This window comes from Dyella lutea (assembly GCF_024158035.1).
GTDB lineage: Bacteria > Pseudomonadota > Gammaproteobacteria > Xanthomonadales > Rhodanobacteraceae > Dyella_A > Dyella_A lutea.
Genome location: NZ_JAMZEK010000001.1, coordinates 1,298,239 through 1,315,848, shown reverse-complemented (window position 1 = coordinate 1,315,848; position 17,610 = coordinate 1,298,239). Strand labels below are relative to the sequence as shown.

Here is a 17,610-nt window from a genome sequence, read left to right as displayed (position 1 = left end):
CGAGCCATCCGCCCGATGTCCAACGAAACCCCCAGCGCTCCGTCCAGTCCCGCCGCCGATGCCCCGCGCGATTTCATCCGCCAGATCATTCGCGACGACCTGGCCAGCGGCAAGCACGCCAGCACCCGCACGCGCTTTCCGCCCGAGCCCAACGGCTACCTGCACATCGGCCACGCCAAGGCGATCTGCCTGAACTTCGGCATCGCCCAGGAGTTCGCCGGCGGCTGGTGCAACCTGCGTCTGGACGACACCAACCCCGGCAAGGAAGACCCCGAGTTCGTCGAGGGCATCAAGGACGACGTGCGCTGGCTCGGCTACGAGTGGCACGAGCTGCGCCACGCCTCGGACTACTTCGAGGTGTTCTACCGCGCCGCGATCAAGCTGATCGAGGACGGCAAGGCCTACGTCGACGACCTCAACGCCGACGAAGTGCGCGCCTACCGCGGCACGCTGACCGAACCGGGCCGCAACTCGCCGTTCCGCGATCGTTCGGTCGAGGAAAACCTGGACCTGTTCCGCCGCATGCGCGCCGGCGAGTTCGAAGACGGCAGCAAGACGCTGCGCGCGAAGATCGACATGGCCGCCGGGAACATCAACCTGCGCGACCCGGCGATCTACCGCGTGCGCAAGATCGCCCACCAGAACACCGGCGACGCCTGGCCGATCTACCCGATGTACGACTACGCGCACTGCCTGTCCGACGCGCTGGAGTCGATCACCCACTCGCTGTGCACGCTGGAGTTCGAGGATCACCGTCCGCTGTACGACTGGTTCGTCGACGCGGTCGACCTGCCCAACCACCCCGAGCTGTGGCAGCCGCTGGTCGATGCCGGGCTGGAGACCAGGCCCAGCAAGCCGCGCCAGATCGAATTCTCGCGCCTGAACCTCAGCTACTCGATCACCTCCAAGCGCAAGCTCGCCCAGCTGGTGAACGAAGGCCACGTGGACGGCTGGGACGACCCGCGCATGAACACCCTGCGCGGCCTGCGTCGGCGCGGCTTCACCGCGGCCAGTATCCGCCTGCTGATCGAGCGCCTGGGCGTGAGCAAGCAGAACAGCGTGATCGACTATGCCGTGTTCGAAGGCTGCGTGCGCGAGGATCTCGACGCCACCGCGCCGCGCCGCATGGCCGTACTCGATCCGCTGAAGCTGGTGATCACCAACCTGCCCGAAGACCACGAGGAAATCCTCACCTTCGCCAACCACCCCAAGGACGAGAGCTTCGGCAGCCGCACCGTGCCGTTCGCGCGCGGGGTGTGGATCGAGCGCGACGACTTCGCCGAGGTGCCGCCGAAGGGTTTCCACCGGCTCAAGCCCGAGGGCGAGGTGCGCCTGCGCGGCGTCGGCATCGTGAAGTGCGAGGAGATCGTCAAGGACGCCGACGGCCAGGTGATCGAGGTGCGCTGCACGCTCGATCCGGAATCGCGCCACGGCCTGCCGGGCGCCGACCGCAAGGTGAAAGGCACCATCCACTGGGTCAGCGCCGTGCACGGCGTGGCCGCCGAGGTGCGCCTGTACGACCGGCTGTTCGCCGTGCCTGCACCGGACGACGAGAGTGACGGCAAGAGCTGGATCGAGCACATCAACCCCGAGGCCAAGCGCGTCATCACCGGCTGGGTGGAGCGTGCCGCCTCGCTGGCCGAGCCGGAGCAGCACTTCCAGTTCGAGCGCCTGGGCTACTTCGTCGCCGACCGCCTCGACCACCACGCGCACCATCCGGTGTTCAACCGCGTGGTGACGCTGCGCGACATCTGGGCGGCGAAGGGCTGAGCACGATGGGCTTGCTTCCGCAGCAGATCCACCTGACCCTGCCGCCGTGGATCGCCGACGTCGCCGACGCATCGCGCCTGTACGTCACCGACGAGGAGCGCGTGGGCCTGGCCATCGAGCTGGCCCGCCAGAACGTGGCGCTGGGTGGGGGCGGTCCGTTCGGTGCCGCGGTGTTCGACGACGAAGGGCGGTTGATCGCGGCCGGGGTCAATCGCGTGATTCCGCAGAGCTGCTCGGCGGCACACGCCGAAATGATGGCCTACATGGCCGCGCAGCAGCGGCTGCAGCGCTTCCGCATCAACGAGGACGGCGTGCGCTATGTGCTCGCCACCAGCGCACAACCCTGCTGCCAGTGCTACGGCGCCACCGTATGGGCAGGCGTCGACGAGCTGCTGATCGGCGCCCGCGCCGAGGACGTGGAGGAGCTCACCGAGTTCGACGAGGGCCCGCTGCCGGCCGACTGGACCGGCGAACTGGCCCGCCGCGGCATCGCCGTGCGCCGCGACATCCTGCGCCACGACGCCCGGGCGGTGCTGGCCGCCTACGGCGCCACCGGACCGCACTATTGAGCCGGCTGCGCGCCGCGCTGCCATTGATCCTGCTGGTCCTGGCCGGCGTGGTGCTGTATGCGTCCGGTGCGCTGTCGCAGCTCAGTCCGGAATACCTGGTCGCCCATCAGGTGCGCATGCGCGAGGAAATCGCGGCGAACCCGTGGCTGGCCCGGCTGAGCTACATCGGCCTGCTCACCCTCGGCATGGCCACCGGTATCCCCGGCACCATCGTGATCATCCTCGCCGGCGGCTTCGCCTTCGGCGTGGTGGAGGGCACGATCTACTCCTCGATCGCACTCACTCTCGGCTCGCTGATCCTGTTCCTCGCCAGCCGCTACGCGTTCGGTGCCGGACGCAAGCATCCGCCTGCACTGGTCGAGCGGTTGCGCCACGGCTTCGCCCATCACCCGGTGAGCTATACGCTGTTCCTGCGCTTCGTGCCGGTGCTTCCGTTCGGCGCGGTGACCGTGTGCCTAGCCTGGCTGCGCTGCCGGCTGTGGCTGTTCCTCGGCGCAACCTGGCTGGGTGGCACGATCACGCTGGTGTTCGAGACCCTGGTCGGTGCCGGGCTCGGCGACGCGCTCAGCCAGGCCGACCACATCGGCCTGGGCATGCTGCTCCACCGCAACGTGCTGCTGCCGCTCGGCGGCATCGCGCTGATCTCGCTGCTGCCGCTGCTGGTCGAGCGGCTGACACGCCACCGCCGCGTGCCGCCACCGGGCGTGTGACCCAAGCTCGCTACCGACGCCCACGCCCCCTAGAATGACCGGTTTGCAGCCCTTCGCTGCCACGTCCATCCTCTTACGCCATGCGCCTCTATCTGCAAACTCCGCCTGCCGCGGCCGAAGCGCCGCGCTACGTCCAGATCGTGCTCGAGCAGGATCTGCTCGGCGGCTGGACGCTGTACCGCGAAACCGGCACGCAGGGCGGCAAGGCCACGCTCAAGCGCGAGCAGTTTCTCGAACGCGAGGCAGCCATCGCCGCGTTCGAGAAGGCCCGCGATGCACAACTCAAGCGCGGCTACCGCGTGATGTTCAGCCAGGGCCTCGACGGCCCCTACGGCCGGTGACCGCCATGACCGCCTCCCTGAAGAACGACCGCTTCCTGCGTGCGCTGCGGCGCGAACCCACCGACACCACGCCGATCTGGGTGATGCGCCAGGCCGGCCGCTACCTGCCCGAGTACCGCGCCACCCGCGCGCGCGCCGGCAGTTTCATGGGGCTGGCGCAGCACCCGGAGTTCGCCTGCGAGGTGACGCTGCAGCCGCTGGCGCGGTTCGACCTGGACGCGGCGATCCTGTTCTCCGACATCCTGACCATTCCCGATGCGATGGGGCTGGGCCTGTCTTTCGCCGCCGGCGAGGGCCCGCAGTTCGCCCACCCGGTGCGCGACGCCGCCGCGATCGACCGGCTCGCCGTGCCCGACATGGACGGCGAGCTGCGCTACGTGATGGATGCGGTGCGTCTGATCCGCAAGGAACTGGACGGCCGCGTGCCGCTGATCGGCTTCTCCGGCAGCCCGTGGACGCTGGCCTGCTACATGGTGGAAGGCTCCGGTTCGCGCGACTTCGCCACGCTCAAGGCGATGTGCTGGAGCGAGCCGGCGGTTGCCCATCGCCTGCTCGACACGCTGGCCCGCGCCGTCGCGGCCTACCTGATTGCCCAGGCGCATGCCGGTGCGCAGGCGCTGATGGTGTTCGACACCTGGGGCGGCCTGCTCGGTCCGGCACCGTTCCGCGAGTTCTCGCTGCGATACATGCAGCAGGTGGTCGAGACACTGAAGGCCGACCCGGTAGCCCGCGAGCTGCCCACGACCCTGTTCTCCAAGGGGGCCGGCCAGCACCTGGCGGCGATGGCCGACACCGGCTGCACCGCGCTCGGCGTGGACTGGACCGTCGACCTCGCCGATGCCCGCCGCGCGGTGGCCGGCCGGGTCGCACTCCAGGGCAACCTGGATCCGGCGATCCTTCGCGCCGGCCCGGACGTGGTCCGCCGCGAGGCGCGCGCCGTGCTGGACAGCTACGGCAACCACCCCGGCCACGTGTTCAACCTCGGCCACGGCATCACCCCGGAAGTGGATCCGGACCACGTCGCCGCCCTGGTCGACGAGGTGCACGCCTACGGTCGCACCCTGCGCACAAGGTGATCTGCGTCACAGAACGCCGTTGACCCAGCACTCCGGACCACCTCAAGTCCGGTGCCGCTCACGTCGATAACCCCTCGTCAGAAGGACGGGCGAGCGCGATAGGGCTCCCGCTCGCCTCCTGCGATGTTCAATCGTGAGGGACCGACTGCATCAGCGACCGGCCGGTGTGCCCCGTGCGCCGACCCGGGCACCTCGCCACTGGCCGTCGCCGGCATCCAGCCCGTTTCCCTTCAGGTGTACCGACCAGAAGCGAGAGGAAACCACCATGGGCAAGGAAATACCCGACCCGCAGTTGGAACTGCAGGAAATGCGCGCGCTCAGCGACGCGCTGAACCGCGTGCAGGCCGTCATCGAGTTCGACCTCAAGGGAAAGATTCTCGACGCGAACGACAACTTCCTCGCGCTGATGGGGTACACGCTGGGCGACGTGCAGGGCAAGCACCATCGCATGTTCTGCGACCCGGACCACGCCGCCAGTCCCGAGTACCGGAAATTCTGGGAGCGCCTGGCCAGCGGCAAGTTCGACAAGGGCGAATACAAGCGCATTGCCGCGGACGGACGCGAGGTATGGATCAACGCCTCCTACAACCCGGTGCTGAACAGCGAAGGCAAGCCCTTCAAGGTGATCAAGTTCGCCACCGACATCACCGCCTCGCGCAACCAGGCTGCCGAGGTGCAGGGCAAGATGGCTGCGCTGGACAAGTCGCAGGCGGTGATCGAGTTCGATCCCACCGGCCACGTGCTGGCCGCCAACGCCAACTTCCTCGCCACCGTGGGCTACGCGCTGGAGGACATCGCCGGCAAGCACCACCGCATGTTCTGCGACGAGGCGCATGCGGCCAGCCCCGAATACACCGCCTTCTGGGAAAAGCTGCGCAGCGGCGAGTTCGACTCGGGGCGTTATCACCGCGTCGGCAAGGGCGGTCGCCCGATCTGGCTGCAGGCCAGCTACAACCCGGTGCACGACTCCGCCGGACGCCTGCAGAAGGTGGTCAAGTTCGCCACCGACATCACCGCCCAGGTGGAACTGGAGGAATCGGTCAAGCGCCGCGCCGCCGAGGACCAGCGCAAGGTCGACCTGTTGCTCGACACCGTCCGCAAGGCGGCCGCCGGCGATCTCACCGGCGAGATCACCCTCGAGGGCGACGAGCCGATCGACCAGCTCGCCGCGGGCATCCGCCAGATGATGGGCGACCTGCGCCACGTGATCGCCAAGGTGATCGGTGGTGCCAGCCATTTCTCGCAGGCCTCGACCGAGATCGCCGGGGAGTCCAACTCCATGGCCAGCGGCGCACAGCTGCTGGGCGCCACGGTGGAGGAGATGAACGCCACCATCGAGGAACTCACCGCGTCGATCAATTCGATTGCCGGCAATGCGCGCAACGCCGACGCGCTGGCCAAGGACACCCAGCTCGAAGCCGAGCGCGGGGCCAAGGCGATCGACAAGTCGATCGAGGCGATGGGACTGATCAACAAGTCGTCCGAGGATATCGGCGAGATCATCAAGGTGATCGGGGAGATCGCCAGCCAGACCAACCTGCTGGCCTTCAACGCCGCGATCGAGGCGGCACGCGCCGGCGAACACGGACTGGGCTTCTCGGTGGTCGCCGACGAGGTGCGCAAGCTGGCCGAACGTTCCTCGCAGGCCGCCAAGGAGATCTCCAAGCTGATCACCGAGTCGACCCGACGCGTCGCCCAGGGCAGCGAAATCTCCAAGGAGGCCGCTGAAGCCTTCGACAAGATCGTGTTCGGCGTGGCCCGCACCACCCAGGCGATGTCGGAGATCTCCTGCGGTGCCGAGGAGCAGGCCGTGGCCGCCCGTGAAGTGGCCAACGCCGTGCAGCACATCGCCGAGGAGACCGAGAAAACCGCAGCCACCTGCGACAACATCGCCCGCGCCTGTGGCGAGCTGATGCAGGAAGCCGGCGGACTCAACACCACCGTGAACCATTTCGCGGTGTAACGGAGCAAGCCGATGATGCTCGAGACCGAGGTCACCGTCGATCCGGCCATCCAGGCGGCGCTGTTCGCCCGGGTGCGCCGGCACACCGGCATCGCCATGGCCGAGCGCAAGTGGACCCTGCTGCAGGGCCGCCTGCGCCGGCGCCTGCAGGCACTGTCGCTGTCCAGCTACGGCGATTACCTCGCCGTCCTGGACAGCTCCAACGACGAGGTCGGCCGGTTCATCGATCTGGTCACCACCAACGAGACCTCGTTCTTTCGGACACCGCGGATCTGGGACTACCTGTGGCACGGCTTCCTGCCGGCCTGGTACGCGGCCCATCCGGACAATGTGCTGCAGGTCTGGTCGGCGGCCGCCTCCACCGGCGAGGAGGCCTACTCCATCGCCATGCTGTGCGAGGAATTCCGCGAGAAACACCCGGAGTTCCGCTACCGCATCCTGGGCACCGATATCGCCGGCGGTGTACTCGAGACCGGCCGCGCCGGTCATTACCTGGGCCGCAACGTCGACGGCCTGCGAAAGGCGCGCCCGGCGATGCTGGAGAAGTATTTCCTCGGCGTCGACGAGGTCTATACCGCCTCGCCCACGCTTCGCGCGGCGGTGAATTTCCGCACGCACAACCTGTACCAGCGACTGGAGGAGCCCACCCGCTTCGACCTGGTGCTGCTGCGCAATGTGCTGATCTACTTCGACGAACCGGGCCAGGAGACGGTGCTGGAGAACGTGCGTCAGTCGATGTCGCCTCGAGCCGTGCTGCTGGTGGGCGAGTCCGAATCGCTCAACCGCCTGCGCACCGGCTTCGCCTACCAGCAGCCGCTGATCTATCGCAACGATCGACCACCGGCATGAACGGGCGCGATGTCCACGTGAAGATGTGCGAGATGCGCACCGGCCACGGCGACGAGATCCTGCGCACCACGCTGGGCTCCTGCGTCGGCATTGGCCTGCTGTGGCACCGGCGCGACCGCTGCGCGCTGGCGCACTGCCTGCTGCCCGAACCGCCCAACAGCCAGGGGCAGCCCTCGGCCAAGTACGTCACCGATACCCTGCCCGCCCTGTTGCGCCTGATCGGCGCCGAACCGGCCGACTACGGCCAGCTCGAAGCCGTCGTCGCCGGCGGCGCCTGCATGGTCCGGCACGACCGGCCGGCGCCTTACGGCCTGATCGGCGAGCAGAACACGCAGATGGCGCAACGCCTGCTGGCCCAGGCCGGCATCCACGTCGTGCACACCGACACCGGCGGCACCCACGGCCGCCAGCTGAGCATCGACTGCCGCACCCGGCAGTACTCGGTGCGTACCTTCGAACGCATCGACTGAGGAAGCCCGCCCATGGACAGTCCGGCCGCTCCGCTCTCCCCCGCCCCGCAGGACGCGATGCAGCTGTTCGGCTCGTTCCATCTGGGTGAATTCGAACTGGCGCTGCCGATCGGCGCGCTGCAGGAAGTCGTGCCCTTTCCCGCCGCGATCACCCGCGTGCCGCTGGCACCGCCGCACCTGCTCGGCCTGTTCAACCTGCGCGGCATGCTGATACCGCTGGCCGACCTCGGCCGGTTCATGGGGCTGGCCGAGACGGCCGACCGCAGCGATGCACGTATCGCCGTGGTGGCCAGCGGCGAGGCGAGGCTGGGCGTACTGTTCGACCGCACCGGGGAAATGCTGCGACTGCCGGCCGGCCAGGTGGTGCCGTTCCGGCACGGCAGCGAGTCGCTGGGATTGATCGAGAGCGCGTTCCATCTCGGCGAACGTATCCTGCAGGTGCTCTCGGCCGATGCGCTGACCCGGCTCCCCGGCCTGCCACAGGTGTTGAACCCGGACCTGGCCGAGCAGGCGCGCCAGCGCCGCCTGGCCCAGGGACGTCGCCGCCAGGCGGTGTCGTTCCGCGCCGGCGGGCGCCACATGGCCCTGCCGATGGCGGCGATCCACGAAATCATCCGACTGCCCGCACTGGAGCATTCGGTGCTGGCGGACGATCGCTGCCTGGGCCGCGTCCACCTACGTGGCCGCCCGGTCCCGGTGATCGACTTCGCCCGCTTCCTCGGGCTGGCGAGCAGTGCGACCGGGGCGGCCGCGGACGATGGCGAGGACTTGCGGCGAGTGCTCGTGCTGCGCCAGGGCGAGTCCTATCTCGGCCTGCGGGTCGACGAGGTCGACAGCATTGTCGGCTACCTCGATGCCCAGGTACTGCCGATGCCGCCGATCGAGGGGCAGACCGGACTGATCGCCGGCTGCATCAGCCGCAAGGACAGCGACCAGGACGACCTGGCCCTGGTCGACGCACCGGCGCTGCATGCCGATCCGTTCCTGGCCCACCTGGCCACCGGACATCGCGATCTCTACTTGGTGGCGGCGGACGAGGCAGCGGTGGCGCAGAGCGCCCAGCGCCGCGTGCGCGAGACCTGGGTGACCTTCCGGCTCGACCGCCTGATGGGCCTGCGCATCGAGCAGCTGTGCGAAGTGATCGACTACGACCCGTCACTGATGCGTCCGCCCGGCGCACCGGCATTCGTGCGCGGCGTGCTGAACCTGCGACAGAAGCTGATCACGGTGATCGACCTGCGTACGCTCTACGGCATGGAGGTCGCCGCCGATCCGGCGGCGTGCAGGATCCTCATCGTCGACCACGCCGGTGCCAGATATGGCTTGGTGGCCGACTCGGTGCAGAGCATTCTCGGGATCGATCGCAGCGAGAAGCTGCGGGTACCTGCGCTGATGTCGCACCACCTGCATCCGGAGCTGCAGCGCGACCTGCACGAAGTGGCCGAAACCCCCCAGCACGGCACCGTGCTGCTGCTGGACGCCGCACCGCTGCTGCAGCGGATCGCCGGCACCGCGGACGCTCAGGGCGAGCCGGCGCGGGTCCACACCGCCACGTAGTCCACCACCATCGGGTGACCGGGCTCGGTGGCCGACGTCGGGGTATCACGCCCGCCGGACACGGCATAGGCGAAGTCACCGCCCATCGCCACGTCCAGCAGCAGGAAATAGCCGCGCTGGCCGGTGATCTCCTGCCAGGTGACCGGCGGCAGCCGGTCGCGGGTGATCACGCCGTACAACTTGCCGTCGAGGTACCAGCGCAGCGCCTCCGGCGCGACGCTGCGGTCCCATTCGAAGGTGTAGGTGTGGAAGCCGTCCTGGCAACTGCCGCCCTCGCAGGAGGCGTGCTGGCCGATGCCGTTGGGCTCGTCACAGGGGCCGTCCGGAATCACCCCGCAATGCAGGGTGCCCCACACCAGGTTCAGGCCGTTGACGTTCTCCATGATGTCGAACTCGCCGGACTGCGGCCAGACGCCGAGGCGACGGAAACTTTCCCCCAGTGCCCAGAAGGCCGGCCAGTAGCCCAGCGCCGCCTCGCCGCTCACCTGCGGCATACGCAGACGGGCCTCCATGCGCAGCACGCCGCCTTCCGGCGGGCGGAAATCGTCGCGCCAGGTCTCGATGCGCGCCGAGGTCCATTCGCCATCGGGCTCGCGCAGCGGGGTGATCCGCAGATGACCGCGACCGTCCAGGCTGACGTTGGCCGGGTCGTCGGTGTAGCGCTGCACCTCGTGGGTGCCCCAGTGCGCCGGACCGCCCGGATAGTTGTGGCCGAGGTCGAATTTCCAGCGCGCCGGATCGGGCCGCCGCCCGGCCGCGCCGTCGAAGTCGTCGCTGAAAACCGTCTGCCAGCCGGGCATGGCCGGCACGGCGGCCCTCGCCCGCAGCACGGGCAGAGCCATAAGCAAGCCCAGCAACACCACCTGCCAGACCCGCGACCGCGGCATGCGCTGCCCCTGTTCCACTGACTTCACCACCACACCCTGTTCCCGGCGGACCGTCCGCACGGGGTCGATTCTGTCACTCCGCCCCCGTCGGGGAGCGCACCCAGCGCACGCTTCGGCGCGAACGGCCCCGTTTTGGCAGCCCCCGGCCAGCCCCGTACAATGGCTGCCTTTGCGTCCAACCTGCGCGCGGCCTTCGCCGTGCGCCGCAAGCGAGTCCCCATGGAAAAGAGCTTCGAACCCGCCCAGATCGAGTCCACCTGGTATGCCCGCTGGGAGGCCAGCGGCGTGTTCAAGCCGTCCGGCCAGGGCGACCCGTACTGCATCCTGCTGCCGCCGCCGAACGTCACCGGCACCCTGCACATGGGCCATGCGTTCCAGCAGACGGTGATGGACATGCTGGTGCGCTACCAGCGCATGCGCGGGATGAACACGCTGTGGCAGGTCGGCACCGACCACGCCGGCATCGCCACCCAGAAGATCGTCGAGAACCAGCTCGCCGCCGAGGGCAAGAGCCGCCATGACCTGGGCCGCGAGGCCTTCATCGAGCGCGTGTGGGAATGGAAGGAGGAATCCGGCTCCACCATCACCCGGCAGATGCGCCGCCTCGGCGTCGCCGCCGACTGGTCGCGCGAGCGCTTCACCATGGACGAGGGCCTGTCCGCCGCCGTGCGCAAGGTGTTCGTCGACTGGTACCGCGCCGGCCTGATCTACCGCGGCAACCGGCTGGTGAACTGGGACCCGGCGCTGGGCACCGCGGTGTCGGACCTGGAAGTGGACAACGTCGAGCGCGACGGCCACCTGTGGTCGATCCGCTATCCCGTCACCGGCAGCGACGAGAGCCTGGTGGTGGCCACCACCCGTCCGGAAACCATGCTCGGCGACGTCGCCGTGGCGGTGCACCCGGAGGATGAGCGCTACGCGCACCTGGTCGGCCAGACGCTGACCTTGCCGCTGACCGGCCGGCAGATCCCGGTGATCGCCGACGACTACGTCGACCGCGAGTTCGGCACCGGCTGCGTGAAGATCACCCCGGCGCACGACTTCAACGACTACGCGATCGGCCAGCGTCATCAGCTCACGCCGATCACCGTGTTCACGCTGGACGCCAGAGTCAACGAGAACGGCCCGGACAAGTACCGCGGGCTGGACCGCTACGAGGCGCGCAAGGCCGTGCTGGCCGACCTGGAGTCCGAAGGCCTGCTGGTCGAGACCAAGCCGCACAAGCTTAAGGTGCCGGTGAGCCAGCGCTCGGGCGCGGTGATCGAGCCGCTGCTCACCGACCAGTGGTTCCTCGACCTGACCCGCGACACCCTGCCCGACGGCCGTCCCGGCGGTCGCAAGGCGATCACCGAGCCGGCGCTTGAGGCCGTGCGCGGTGGCGACATTAAGTTCGTGCCGGAGAACTGGAGCACCACCTACACGCAGTGGCTGGAGAACATCCAGGACTGGTGCGTCAGCCGCCAGCTGTGGTGGGGCCACCAGATCCCGGCGTGGTACGACGAGGCCGGCAACATCTTCGTCGGCGAGGACGAGGCGGATGCACGCGCGCATGCCGCCACCGCACCGGTCGGCGCGCTGCGCCGCGACGAGGACGTGCTCGACACCTGGTTCAGCTCGGCGCTGTGGCCGTTCTCCACCCTGGGCTGGCCGCTGGACGGCCCGGTGGCGAACGAGCGCGGCGAGGTGGTCGCGAACTGGGCGCAGGACCAGCAGTTCCTGCCCAGCGCGGTGCTGGTCACCGGCTTCGACATCATCTTCTTCTGGGTCGCCCGCATGGTGATGGCGACCAGGTACTTCACCGGCCGCGTGCCGTTCCGCGAGGTGTACATCAACGCCATCGTGCGCGACGCCGAAGGCCAGAAGATGTCCAAGTCCAAGGGCAACACGCTGGACCCGCTGGACCTGATCGACGGCATCGCGCTGGACCCGCTGGTGGCCAAGTCGACCAAGAGCCTGCTGCTGCCGCAGGAGCGCGAGAAGGTCGAGAAGCGCGTGCGCCGCGACTACCCCGAGGGCATCACCGCGATCGGCACCGACGCGCTGCGCTTCACCTTCGCCGCACTGGCCAGCTACAGCCGCACGATCAACTTCGACATCAAGCGCGCCGAGGGCTACAAGGCGTTCTGCAACAAGCTGTGGAACGCCGCCCGCTTCGTGCTGATGAACCTTCCGGAGGGCCGCATCGAGGCCCCGGCCGGCGGCCCGGCCACCGAGGCCGAGCGCTGGATCCTCACCCGCCTGAAGCAGACCCTGGCCGAGGTGGAGCAGCATTTCGCCACCTACCGCTTAGACCTGCTGGCGCAGGCGCTGTACGAGTTCGTCTGGAACGAGTACTGCGACTGGTTCCTGGAGCTGTCCAAGCCGGCGCTCAACAGCGACGACGCCACCGCCGCGGCTTCCACCCGCCACACCCTGCTGGTGGTGCTGGAAACGGTGCTGCGTGCGCTGCACCCGATCATCCCGTTCATCACCGAGGAGATCTGGCAGTCGGTCGGGCCGAAGCTGGGCCTCACCGAGGCCGAGCTGATCCTGCGCCCCTGGCCGCAGGCCGACGCCATCGCCGCTGACGAGGCCGCCACGGCGGAGATCGAGTGGTTCAAGGCGGTGCTCTCCGGCGTGCGCAGGATCCGCGCGGAGATGAACATCTCGCCGGGCAAGACCATCCCACTGCTGCTCGCCGACGGCGACGCCACCGATCGCGCCCGCGCGGCCAAGTTCGCCACGCAGATCGCCTTCCTCGCCCGTGTCGAGGCGCCGCAGTGGATCGAGACCGGCGCCGACGAACCGGCCGCCGCCGCCGCGGTGGTCGGCACCCTGCGCGTGCTGATCCCGCTGGCCGGCCTGATCGACCTCACCGCCGAGAAGGCGCGCCTGGCCAAGGAGATCGGCCGCATCGAGGGCGAGATCAAAAAATGCGAAGGCAAGCTCGGCAACGCCAACTTCGTCGCCAACGCCCCGGCCGAGGTGGTGGCGCAGGAGCGCCAGCGCATCGTCGACTGGAACACGACGCTGACGGCGCTGCGCGATCAGGCGGCCAAGCTCGGCTGATCCTCACAACCTCTACCGGGGCAGGTCAGGACGAGGTGGACTCGCGCAGCACCAGTTCCATCACGATCGCGTCCTCGCGCCCTTCGCGCGCCGGGTAATAGCGCGGGCGCCGGCCGATCTCGGTGAATCCCACCGAGCGGTAGAGGCTCTGCGCCACCGGATTGGACGGACGCACTTCCAGGAATACGCGCTCGGCGCGGCTCCAGCGGATCACGTCGAGCAGGCGCATCAGCAGGCGCCGCCCCAGGCCGCGCCCCTGCCACTGACGCCCGATGCAAAGATTCAGCACGTGCGCCTCGCCGGCGGCGATCGACAGGATGCCGTAGCCGGCGATCTGTCCGCCCACCCACAGCACCCAGCATGGATGACCCGCGCGCAGGCAGTCGGAAAAGATCCCGCGGCTCCAGGGGAATTCGTAGGACTCCGCTTCCAGCGCGGCCACGGCATCGAGGTCCTGCGGCTGCAGGGCGCGGATTTCGCTCGTCGGGGGACTCACCACGGCCACGCTAGCCCGCTCCGGCCACCGCCAGTGCGCGACGCAACTGTCTGAGCGCCGCCCACAATCGCCGCTTGCCCTCCGCACCGGCAAACAGCGCCTCCGGAGCATCGACCAGGGCGATGTGCGCCTGGCTCATTACCGCTGCCGGCAGCTCCCGCCCAAGCGCATGCGCCTGGGCCTGCCCGAACACGAGATATGCCGGCGCATGCGGCACGGACGCCTGCGTCTGGCCATCGGCCACCAACACTCGCCCGGCCCGGGCGATCCCGGCACCGGCCGCCTGCAACGCCCGCCCCAGCACGTCCATGGTCCGCGGCGGCAGCTGCGCCGGCAGCACCACGATGCAGCGCGCCACCGGTGGTTCGACCGCCGGCGCATCCAGCATCGGCTCCTCGGCCGGGGCGCCCGACTCGCGCACCCGCCGCACCCACGGCGTGATGCCCATGGCCTGCAGGACCTGCTGGCGGCGCGCATCGAGCATCGGCAGCCCTCCTCAGGCGCCCCGCCGGACGCGGCGATGGGTGGCGAGCCCCCACAGGGTCAGCACCGGACCGGACAACAGGTAGGCGGAAAACACCGCCAGCAGCAGCCGCGGCGGATCGATCGCCAGCAGCACCAGCACCAGCACGGCCACGACCATCCAGACGAACGACACGCCCTCGCCGGCGGTCCACGGCAACGATTTGAAACTGAAATAACGGAACCGGCTGACCATCAGCAGGCCCGTCACCACCGCCAGTACCGGCGTGACGAAGCAGAGCGTGCCGCCGGCAATGCCGGTCTTTTCCATGGTCCAGACGAACGACATGCACACGGCCGCGGCCGACGGGCTGGCCAGCCCCTGGAAATAGCGCTTGTCGACCACTGCCACCTGGGTGTTGAAGCGGGCCAGTCGCAGCGCGCCGCAGGCGGCGTAGATGAACGCCGCCGCCCAGCCCACCTTGCCCCACATCGGCCCGTACTCGCGCAGGGCCGAGAGCGACCAGGTGTACATCACCAGCGCCGGCGCCAGACCGAAACTGACCAGGTCCGACAGCGAGTCGTACTGCACGCCGAACTCGCTCTGCGTGTGGGTCATGCGCGCCACGCGGCCATCCAGGCCGTCCAGCAGCGCCGCCACGAACACCGCGATCGCCGCCTCGGTGTAACGGCCACCGATGCTGGCCACGATGGCGTAGAACCCCGAGAACATGGCCGCGGTGGTGAACAGGTTCGGCAGCAGGTAGATGCCGCGGTGGCGCGGCCGTCGTACGGGCGTGTCGGGGTTCATCGACCGGTCCAGTGGAAGCTGGCGCGCATTGTAGAACACCGGCGCTTGAGTCCGGCCCGCGCCGGTGATACGAAGAGCGCCTGAACCCGCGCCCCTGGAGAGCACCATGTTCCGTCGCCCCCTGTTCGTCCTGCTGCTGGCCGCCAGTTGCAGCGTATCGGCCCAGGCTTACAAATGGGTCGATACTCATGGCGTGGTGCATTACACCGAGTCCGCCCCTCCTCCGGGGACGAAATACAAGCGCATCACCCTGACCGGCGATGCCGAACCCCTGGCCAAGCCGGCCGCCGCTCCGACCGATAGCCAGCCGGCCGACACGGGGCCGGAGGCCGTTTCCTCGAACCTGCCCATGCAGGACACCCCTGCCAACCGGGCCAAGCTCTGCGCTTCCCTGAAAACCAACCTCGCCGCCCTGCACGGCAACGGCCCCGTCGTCATGCAGCAGAACGGAAAGCAGGTACTGCTCGACGCCGGCCAGCGGAAGACACAGATCGACTCGGCCCAGGCACAGTACTCGCAGTATTGCCTCGAGCAGCAATAGCCCCGGTCGGGGACAGCCCCGATGGTCCTCCGGCTGGCATAATCGGGGCCTTTACCCCGAACGCCGGATCGCCCGCATGCGCCTCAGCCAATTCCACCTGGCCACCGTCAAAGAAGTCCCCGCCGAAGCCGAACTGGTCAGCCACAAGCTGATGTTGCGCGCCGGCATGATCCGCAAGCTGGCGGCCGGCCTGTATACCTGGACCCCACTTGGCCTGCGCGTGCTGCGCAAGGTCGAGGCGGTCGTGCGCGAGGAAATGGACCGCGCCGGCGCGATCGAGATGTTGATGCCCACGGTGCAGCCGAGAGAGCTGTGGGAGGAAACCGGCCGCTGGGAGAAGTTCGGCGGCCAGCTGCTGAAGATCGCCGACCGCAAGGCGCAGGAGTTCTGCTACGCGCCCACCGCCGAAGAAGTGATCACCGACTTCGCTCGCCAGGAGCTGAAGAGCTACAAGCAGCTGCCGGTCAACTTCTACCAGATCCAGACCAAGTTCCGCGACGAGATCCGCCCGCGCTTCGGCGTGATGCGCGCACGCGAATTCCTGATGAAGGACGCCTACTCCTTCCACCTTGGCCAGGATTCGCTGGCACAGACCTACCAGGCGATGTACGACGCCTATGGCCGTATCTTCACCCGGCTGGGCCTGACCTTCCGCGCCGTACAGGCGGACACTGGCGCGATCGGCGGCAACGCCAGCCACGAGTTCCAGGTGATCGCCGAATCCGGCGAGGACGTGATCGCCTTCTCCGACGGCTCGGACTATGCCGCCAACGTGGAGAAGGCCGAGGCGCTGGCGCCCGCCGTCGCGCGCCCGACACCGTCCGCTTCCCTGTCCCGCATCGACACGCCGAAGCAGAAGACCATCGACGAGGTCTCCGCCTTCCTGAAGGTGCCGGCGACGCAGTGCGTGAAGACGCTGATCGTCAAGGGCCGCGAGGGCCTGGTCGCGCTGTGCCTGCGCGGCGACCACGCGTTCAACGAGGTGAAGGCCAACAAGCTGCCCGAGCTGCCGGACGACATCGTGATGGCGTCCGAGGAGGAGATCGTGGCCGCCATCGGCGCGAAGCCCGGCTCGATCGGTCCGGTCGGCCTGCCGGAGTCGATCCCGCTGATCGTCGACCGCAGCGCAGCCGTGCTGGCCGACTTCGTCTGCGGCGGTAATACCGACGACACCCACTACACCGGTGCCAACTGGGAGCGCGACGCACGCATCACCCGGGTGGAAGACATCCGCCAGGTGGTCGCCGGCGACCCCTCGCCGGATGGCCTGGGCACGCTGCGGATCGCCCGCGGCATCGAGGTCGGCCACGTGTTCCAGCTCGGCTCCAAATACGCCGAGGCGATGGACGCCACCGTGCTCGACGACCAGGGCAAGGCGCAGGTGATGCTGATGGGCTGCTACGGCATCGGCGTGAGCCGCATCGTGGCCGCCGCGATCGAACAGCGCCACGACGACGCAGGCATCCTCTGGCCGGAGCCGATGGCGCCCTGGCGCGTGGCGGTGTGCATGATCAACCCCAAGGGCCAGGCCGAGGTCACCGCGGCCGCCGAATCGCTCTATTCGGAGCTGGCCGCCCGCGGTGTCGAGGTGGTGCTGGACGATCGCGGGCTGCGCCCGGGCGCGATGTTCGCGGACATGGAGCTGATCGGCATTCCGCATCGCGTGGTGGTGAGCGAACGCGGCGTGGCTGCCGGCACGCTGGAATACCGCGCGCGCGACGCGGCCGAGAGCCGCCAGGTCACGGTGGACGAGCTGCTTCGGCTATTTGGCTGATTGCCGCCACACTGCAAATGAAAAGCCGCCCTCGGGCGGCTTTTTTATTGCGTGCCGGATACCGCCTGATAATCCCCCCGCGCACAGCCACCAGCGCCTGGAAATCCGACCGTATCGACTTTATTGGCAAACGCGGCAGGTAACACCCGCAAAGACGATTCCATCACGCTGGCACGAATATTTTGCAAATCACCATCCATTACGGGAGAATGCTTTCCGCATCAGGATGGCGCCATCGCCTTAATGGCGATACCAAAACCAGTCATTTGAATATTCCAACGCGGAG

16 protein-coding genes are annotated in these 17,610 nt (G+C 68.5%); 12 read left to right on the top strand and 4 right to left on the bottom strand.

Annotated features, from left to right (window positions below):
• Positions 1-15: 15 nt before the first annotated feature.
• The 9 genes from NC595_RS05780 (at position 16) to NC595_RS05740 (ending at position 9,305) form a co-directional block, all read left to right on the top strand.
• Complete coding sequence (locus NC595_RS05780) at positions 16-1,770, top strand: glutamine--tRNA ligase/YqeY domain fusion protein (protein WP_253565324.1); 1,755 nt, start codon at positions 16-18, stop codon at positions 1,768-1,770.
• Between the two features lie 11 nt (positions 1,771-1,781).
• On the top strand, positions 1,782-2,339 hold the full coding sequence (locus tag NC595_RS05775) for a nucleoside deaminase (RefSeq protein ID WP_253565708.1): 558 nt from the start codon (positions 1,782-1,784) through the stop codon (positions 2,337-2,339).
• The gene (locus tag NC595_RS05770; protein ID WP_253565323.1) at positions 2,336-3,049 is read left to right on the top strand and encodes a TVP38/TMEM64 family protein; all 714 of its coding nucleotides are present in this window, start codon (positions 2,336-2,338) and stop codon (positions 3,047-3,049) included. The genes NC595_RS05775 and NC595_RS05770 overlap by 4 nt, the downstream gene beginning before the upstream one ends.
• 80 nt (positions 3,050-3,129) lie before the next feature.
• Positions 3,130-3,390: a WGR domain-containing protein gene (locus NC595_RS05765; protein ID WP_063674154.1), complete on the top strand. Its 261-nt coding sequence runs from the start codon at positions 3,130-3,132 to the stop codon at positions 3,388-3,390.
• Between the two features lie 5 nt (positions 3,391-3,395).
• Positions 3,396-4,466, top strand: a complete 1,071-nt coding sequence (gene hemE / locus NC595_RS05760) for a uroporphyrinogen decarboxylase (RefSeq protein WP_253565322.1) — start codon at positions 3,396-3,398, stop codon at positions 4,464-4,466.
• A 265-nt stretch (positions 4,467-4,731) separates the two neighbouring features.
• Positions 4,732-6,429, top strand: a complete 1,698-nt coding sequence (locus tag NC595_RS05755; RefSeq protein ID WP_253565321.1) for a methyl-accepting chemotaxis protein — start codon at positions 4,732-4,734, stop codon at positions 6,427-6,429.
• A gap of 12 nt (positions 6,430-6,441) precedes the next feature.
• A complete protein-coding gene (locus tag NC595_RS05750) occupies positions 6,442-7,278 on the top strand; it encodes a CheR family methyltransferase (protein ID WP_253565320.1) in 837 nt (278 codons plus the stop codon).
• Positions 7,275-7,748, top strand: a complete 474-nt coding sequence (locus NC595_RS05745; RefSeq protein WP_253565319.1) for a chemotaxis protein CheD — start codon at positions 7,275-7,277, stop codon at positions 7,746-7,748. Before NC595_RS05750 ends, NC595_RS05745 begins: the two co-directional genes overlap by 4 nt.
• Positions 7,749-7,760: 12 nt before the next feature.
• Positions 7,761-9,305 (top strand): chemotaxis protein CheW, encoded by a 1,545-nt coding sequence (locus tag NC595_RS05740; RefSeq protein WP_253565318.1) that lies wholly within the window; start codon positions 7,761-7,763, stop codon positions 9,303-9,305.
• On the opposite strand, the gene NC595_RS05735 is transcribed toward NC595_RS05740, so the two are convergent.
• The gene (locus NC595_RS05735) at positions 9,269-10,252 is read right to left on the bottom strand and encodes a glycoside hydrolase family 16 protein (protein ID WP_253565317.1); all 984 of its coding nucleotides are present in this window, start codon (positions 10,250-10,252) and stop codon (positions 9,269-9,271) included. The two genes, NC595_RS05740 and NC595_RS05735, sit on opposite strands and share 37 nt — an antisense overlap.
• A 159-nt stretch (positions 10,253-10,411) precedes the next feature.
• On the opposite strand from NC595_RS05735, the gene NC595_RS05730 reads away from it, so the two are divergent.
• A complete protein-coding gene (locus NC595_RS05730) occupies positions 10,412-13,240 on the top strand; it encodes a valine--tRNA ligase (protein WP_253565316.1) in 2,829 nt (942 codons plus the stop codon).
• A 25-nt stretch (positions 13,241-13,265) separates the two neighbouring features.
• On the opposite strand, the gene rimI is transcribed toward NC595_RS05730, so the two are convergent.
• From rimI to pssA, 3 genes are read right to left on the bottom strand one after another with little or no spacing between them, the layout of a single operon-like run.
• On the bottom strand, positions 13,266-13,745 hold the full coding sequence (rimI, locus tag NC595_RS05725) for a ribosomal protein S18-alanine N-acetyltransferase (protein WP_253565315.1): 480 nt from the start codon (positions 13,743-13,745) through the stop codon (positions 13,266-13,268).
• Position 13,746: 1 nt separating this feature from the next.
• Positions 13,747-14,220: a hypothetical protein gene (locus NC595_RS05720; RefSeq protein ID WP_253565314.1), complete on the bottom strand. Its 474-nt coding sequence runs from the start codon at positions 14,218-14,220 to the stop codon at positions 13,747-13,749.
• Between the two features lie 12 nt (positions 14,221-14,232).
• Positions 14,233-15,009 (bottom strand): CDP-diacylglycerol--serine O-phosphatidyltransferase, encoded by a 777-nt coding sequence (gene pssA / locus NC595_RS05715; protein ID WP_253565313.1) that lies wholly within the window; start codon positions 15,007-15,009, stop codon positions 14,233-14,235.
• Positions 15,010-15,115: 106 nt separating this feature from the next.
• On the opposite strand from pssA, the gene NC595_RS05710 reads away from it, so the two are divergent.
• Positions 15,116-15,550: a DUF4124 domain-containing protein gene (locus NC595_RS05710; RefSeq protein WP_253565312.1), complete on the top strand. Its 435-nt coding sequence runs from the start codon at positions 15,116-15,118 to the stop codon at positions 15,548-15,550.
• 76 nt (positions 15,551-15,626) lie between these two features.
• Positions 15,627-17,324 carry a proline--tRNA ligase gene (locus NC595_RS05705; RefSeq protein ID WP_253565311.1) on the top strand — a complete coding sequence of 566 codons (1,698 nt, stop codon included), beginning with the start codon at positions 15,627-15,629 and terminating at the stop codon, positions 17,322-17,324.
• Positions 17,325-17,610: the final 286 nt, after the last annotated feature.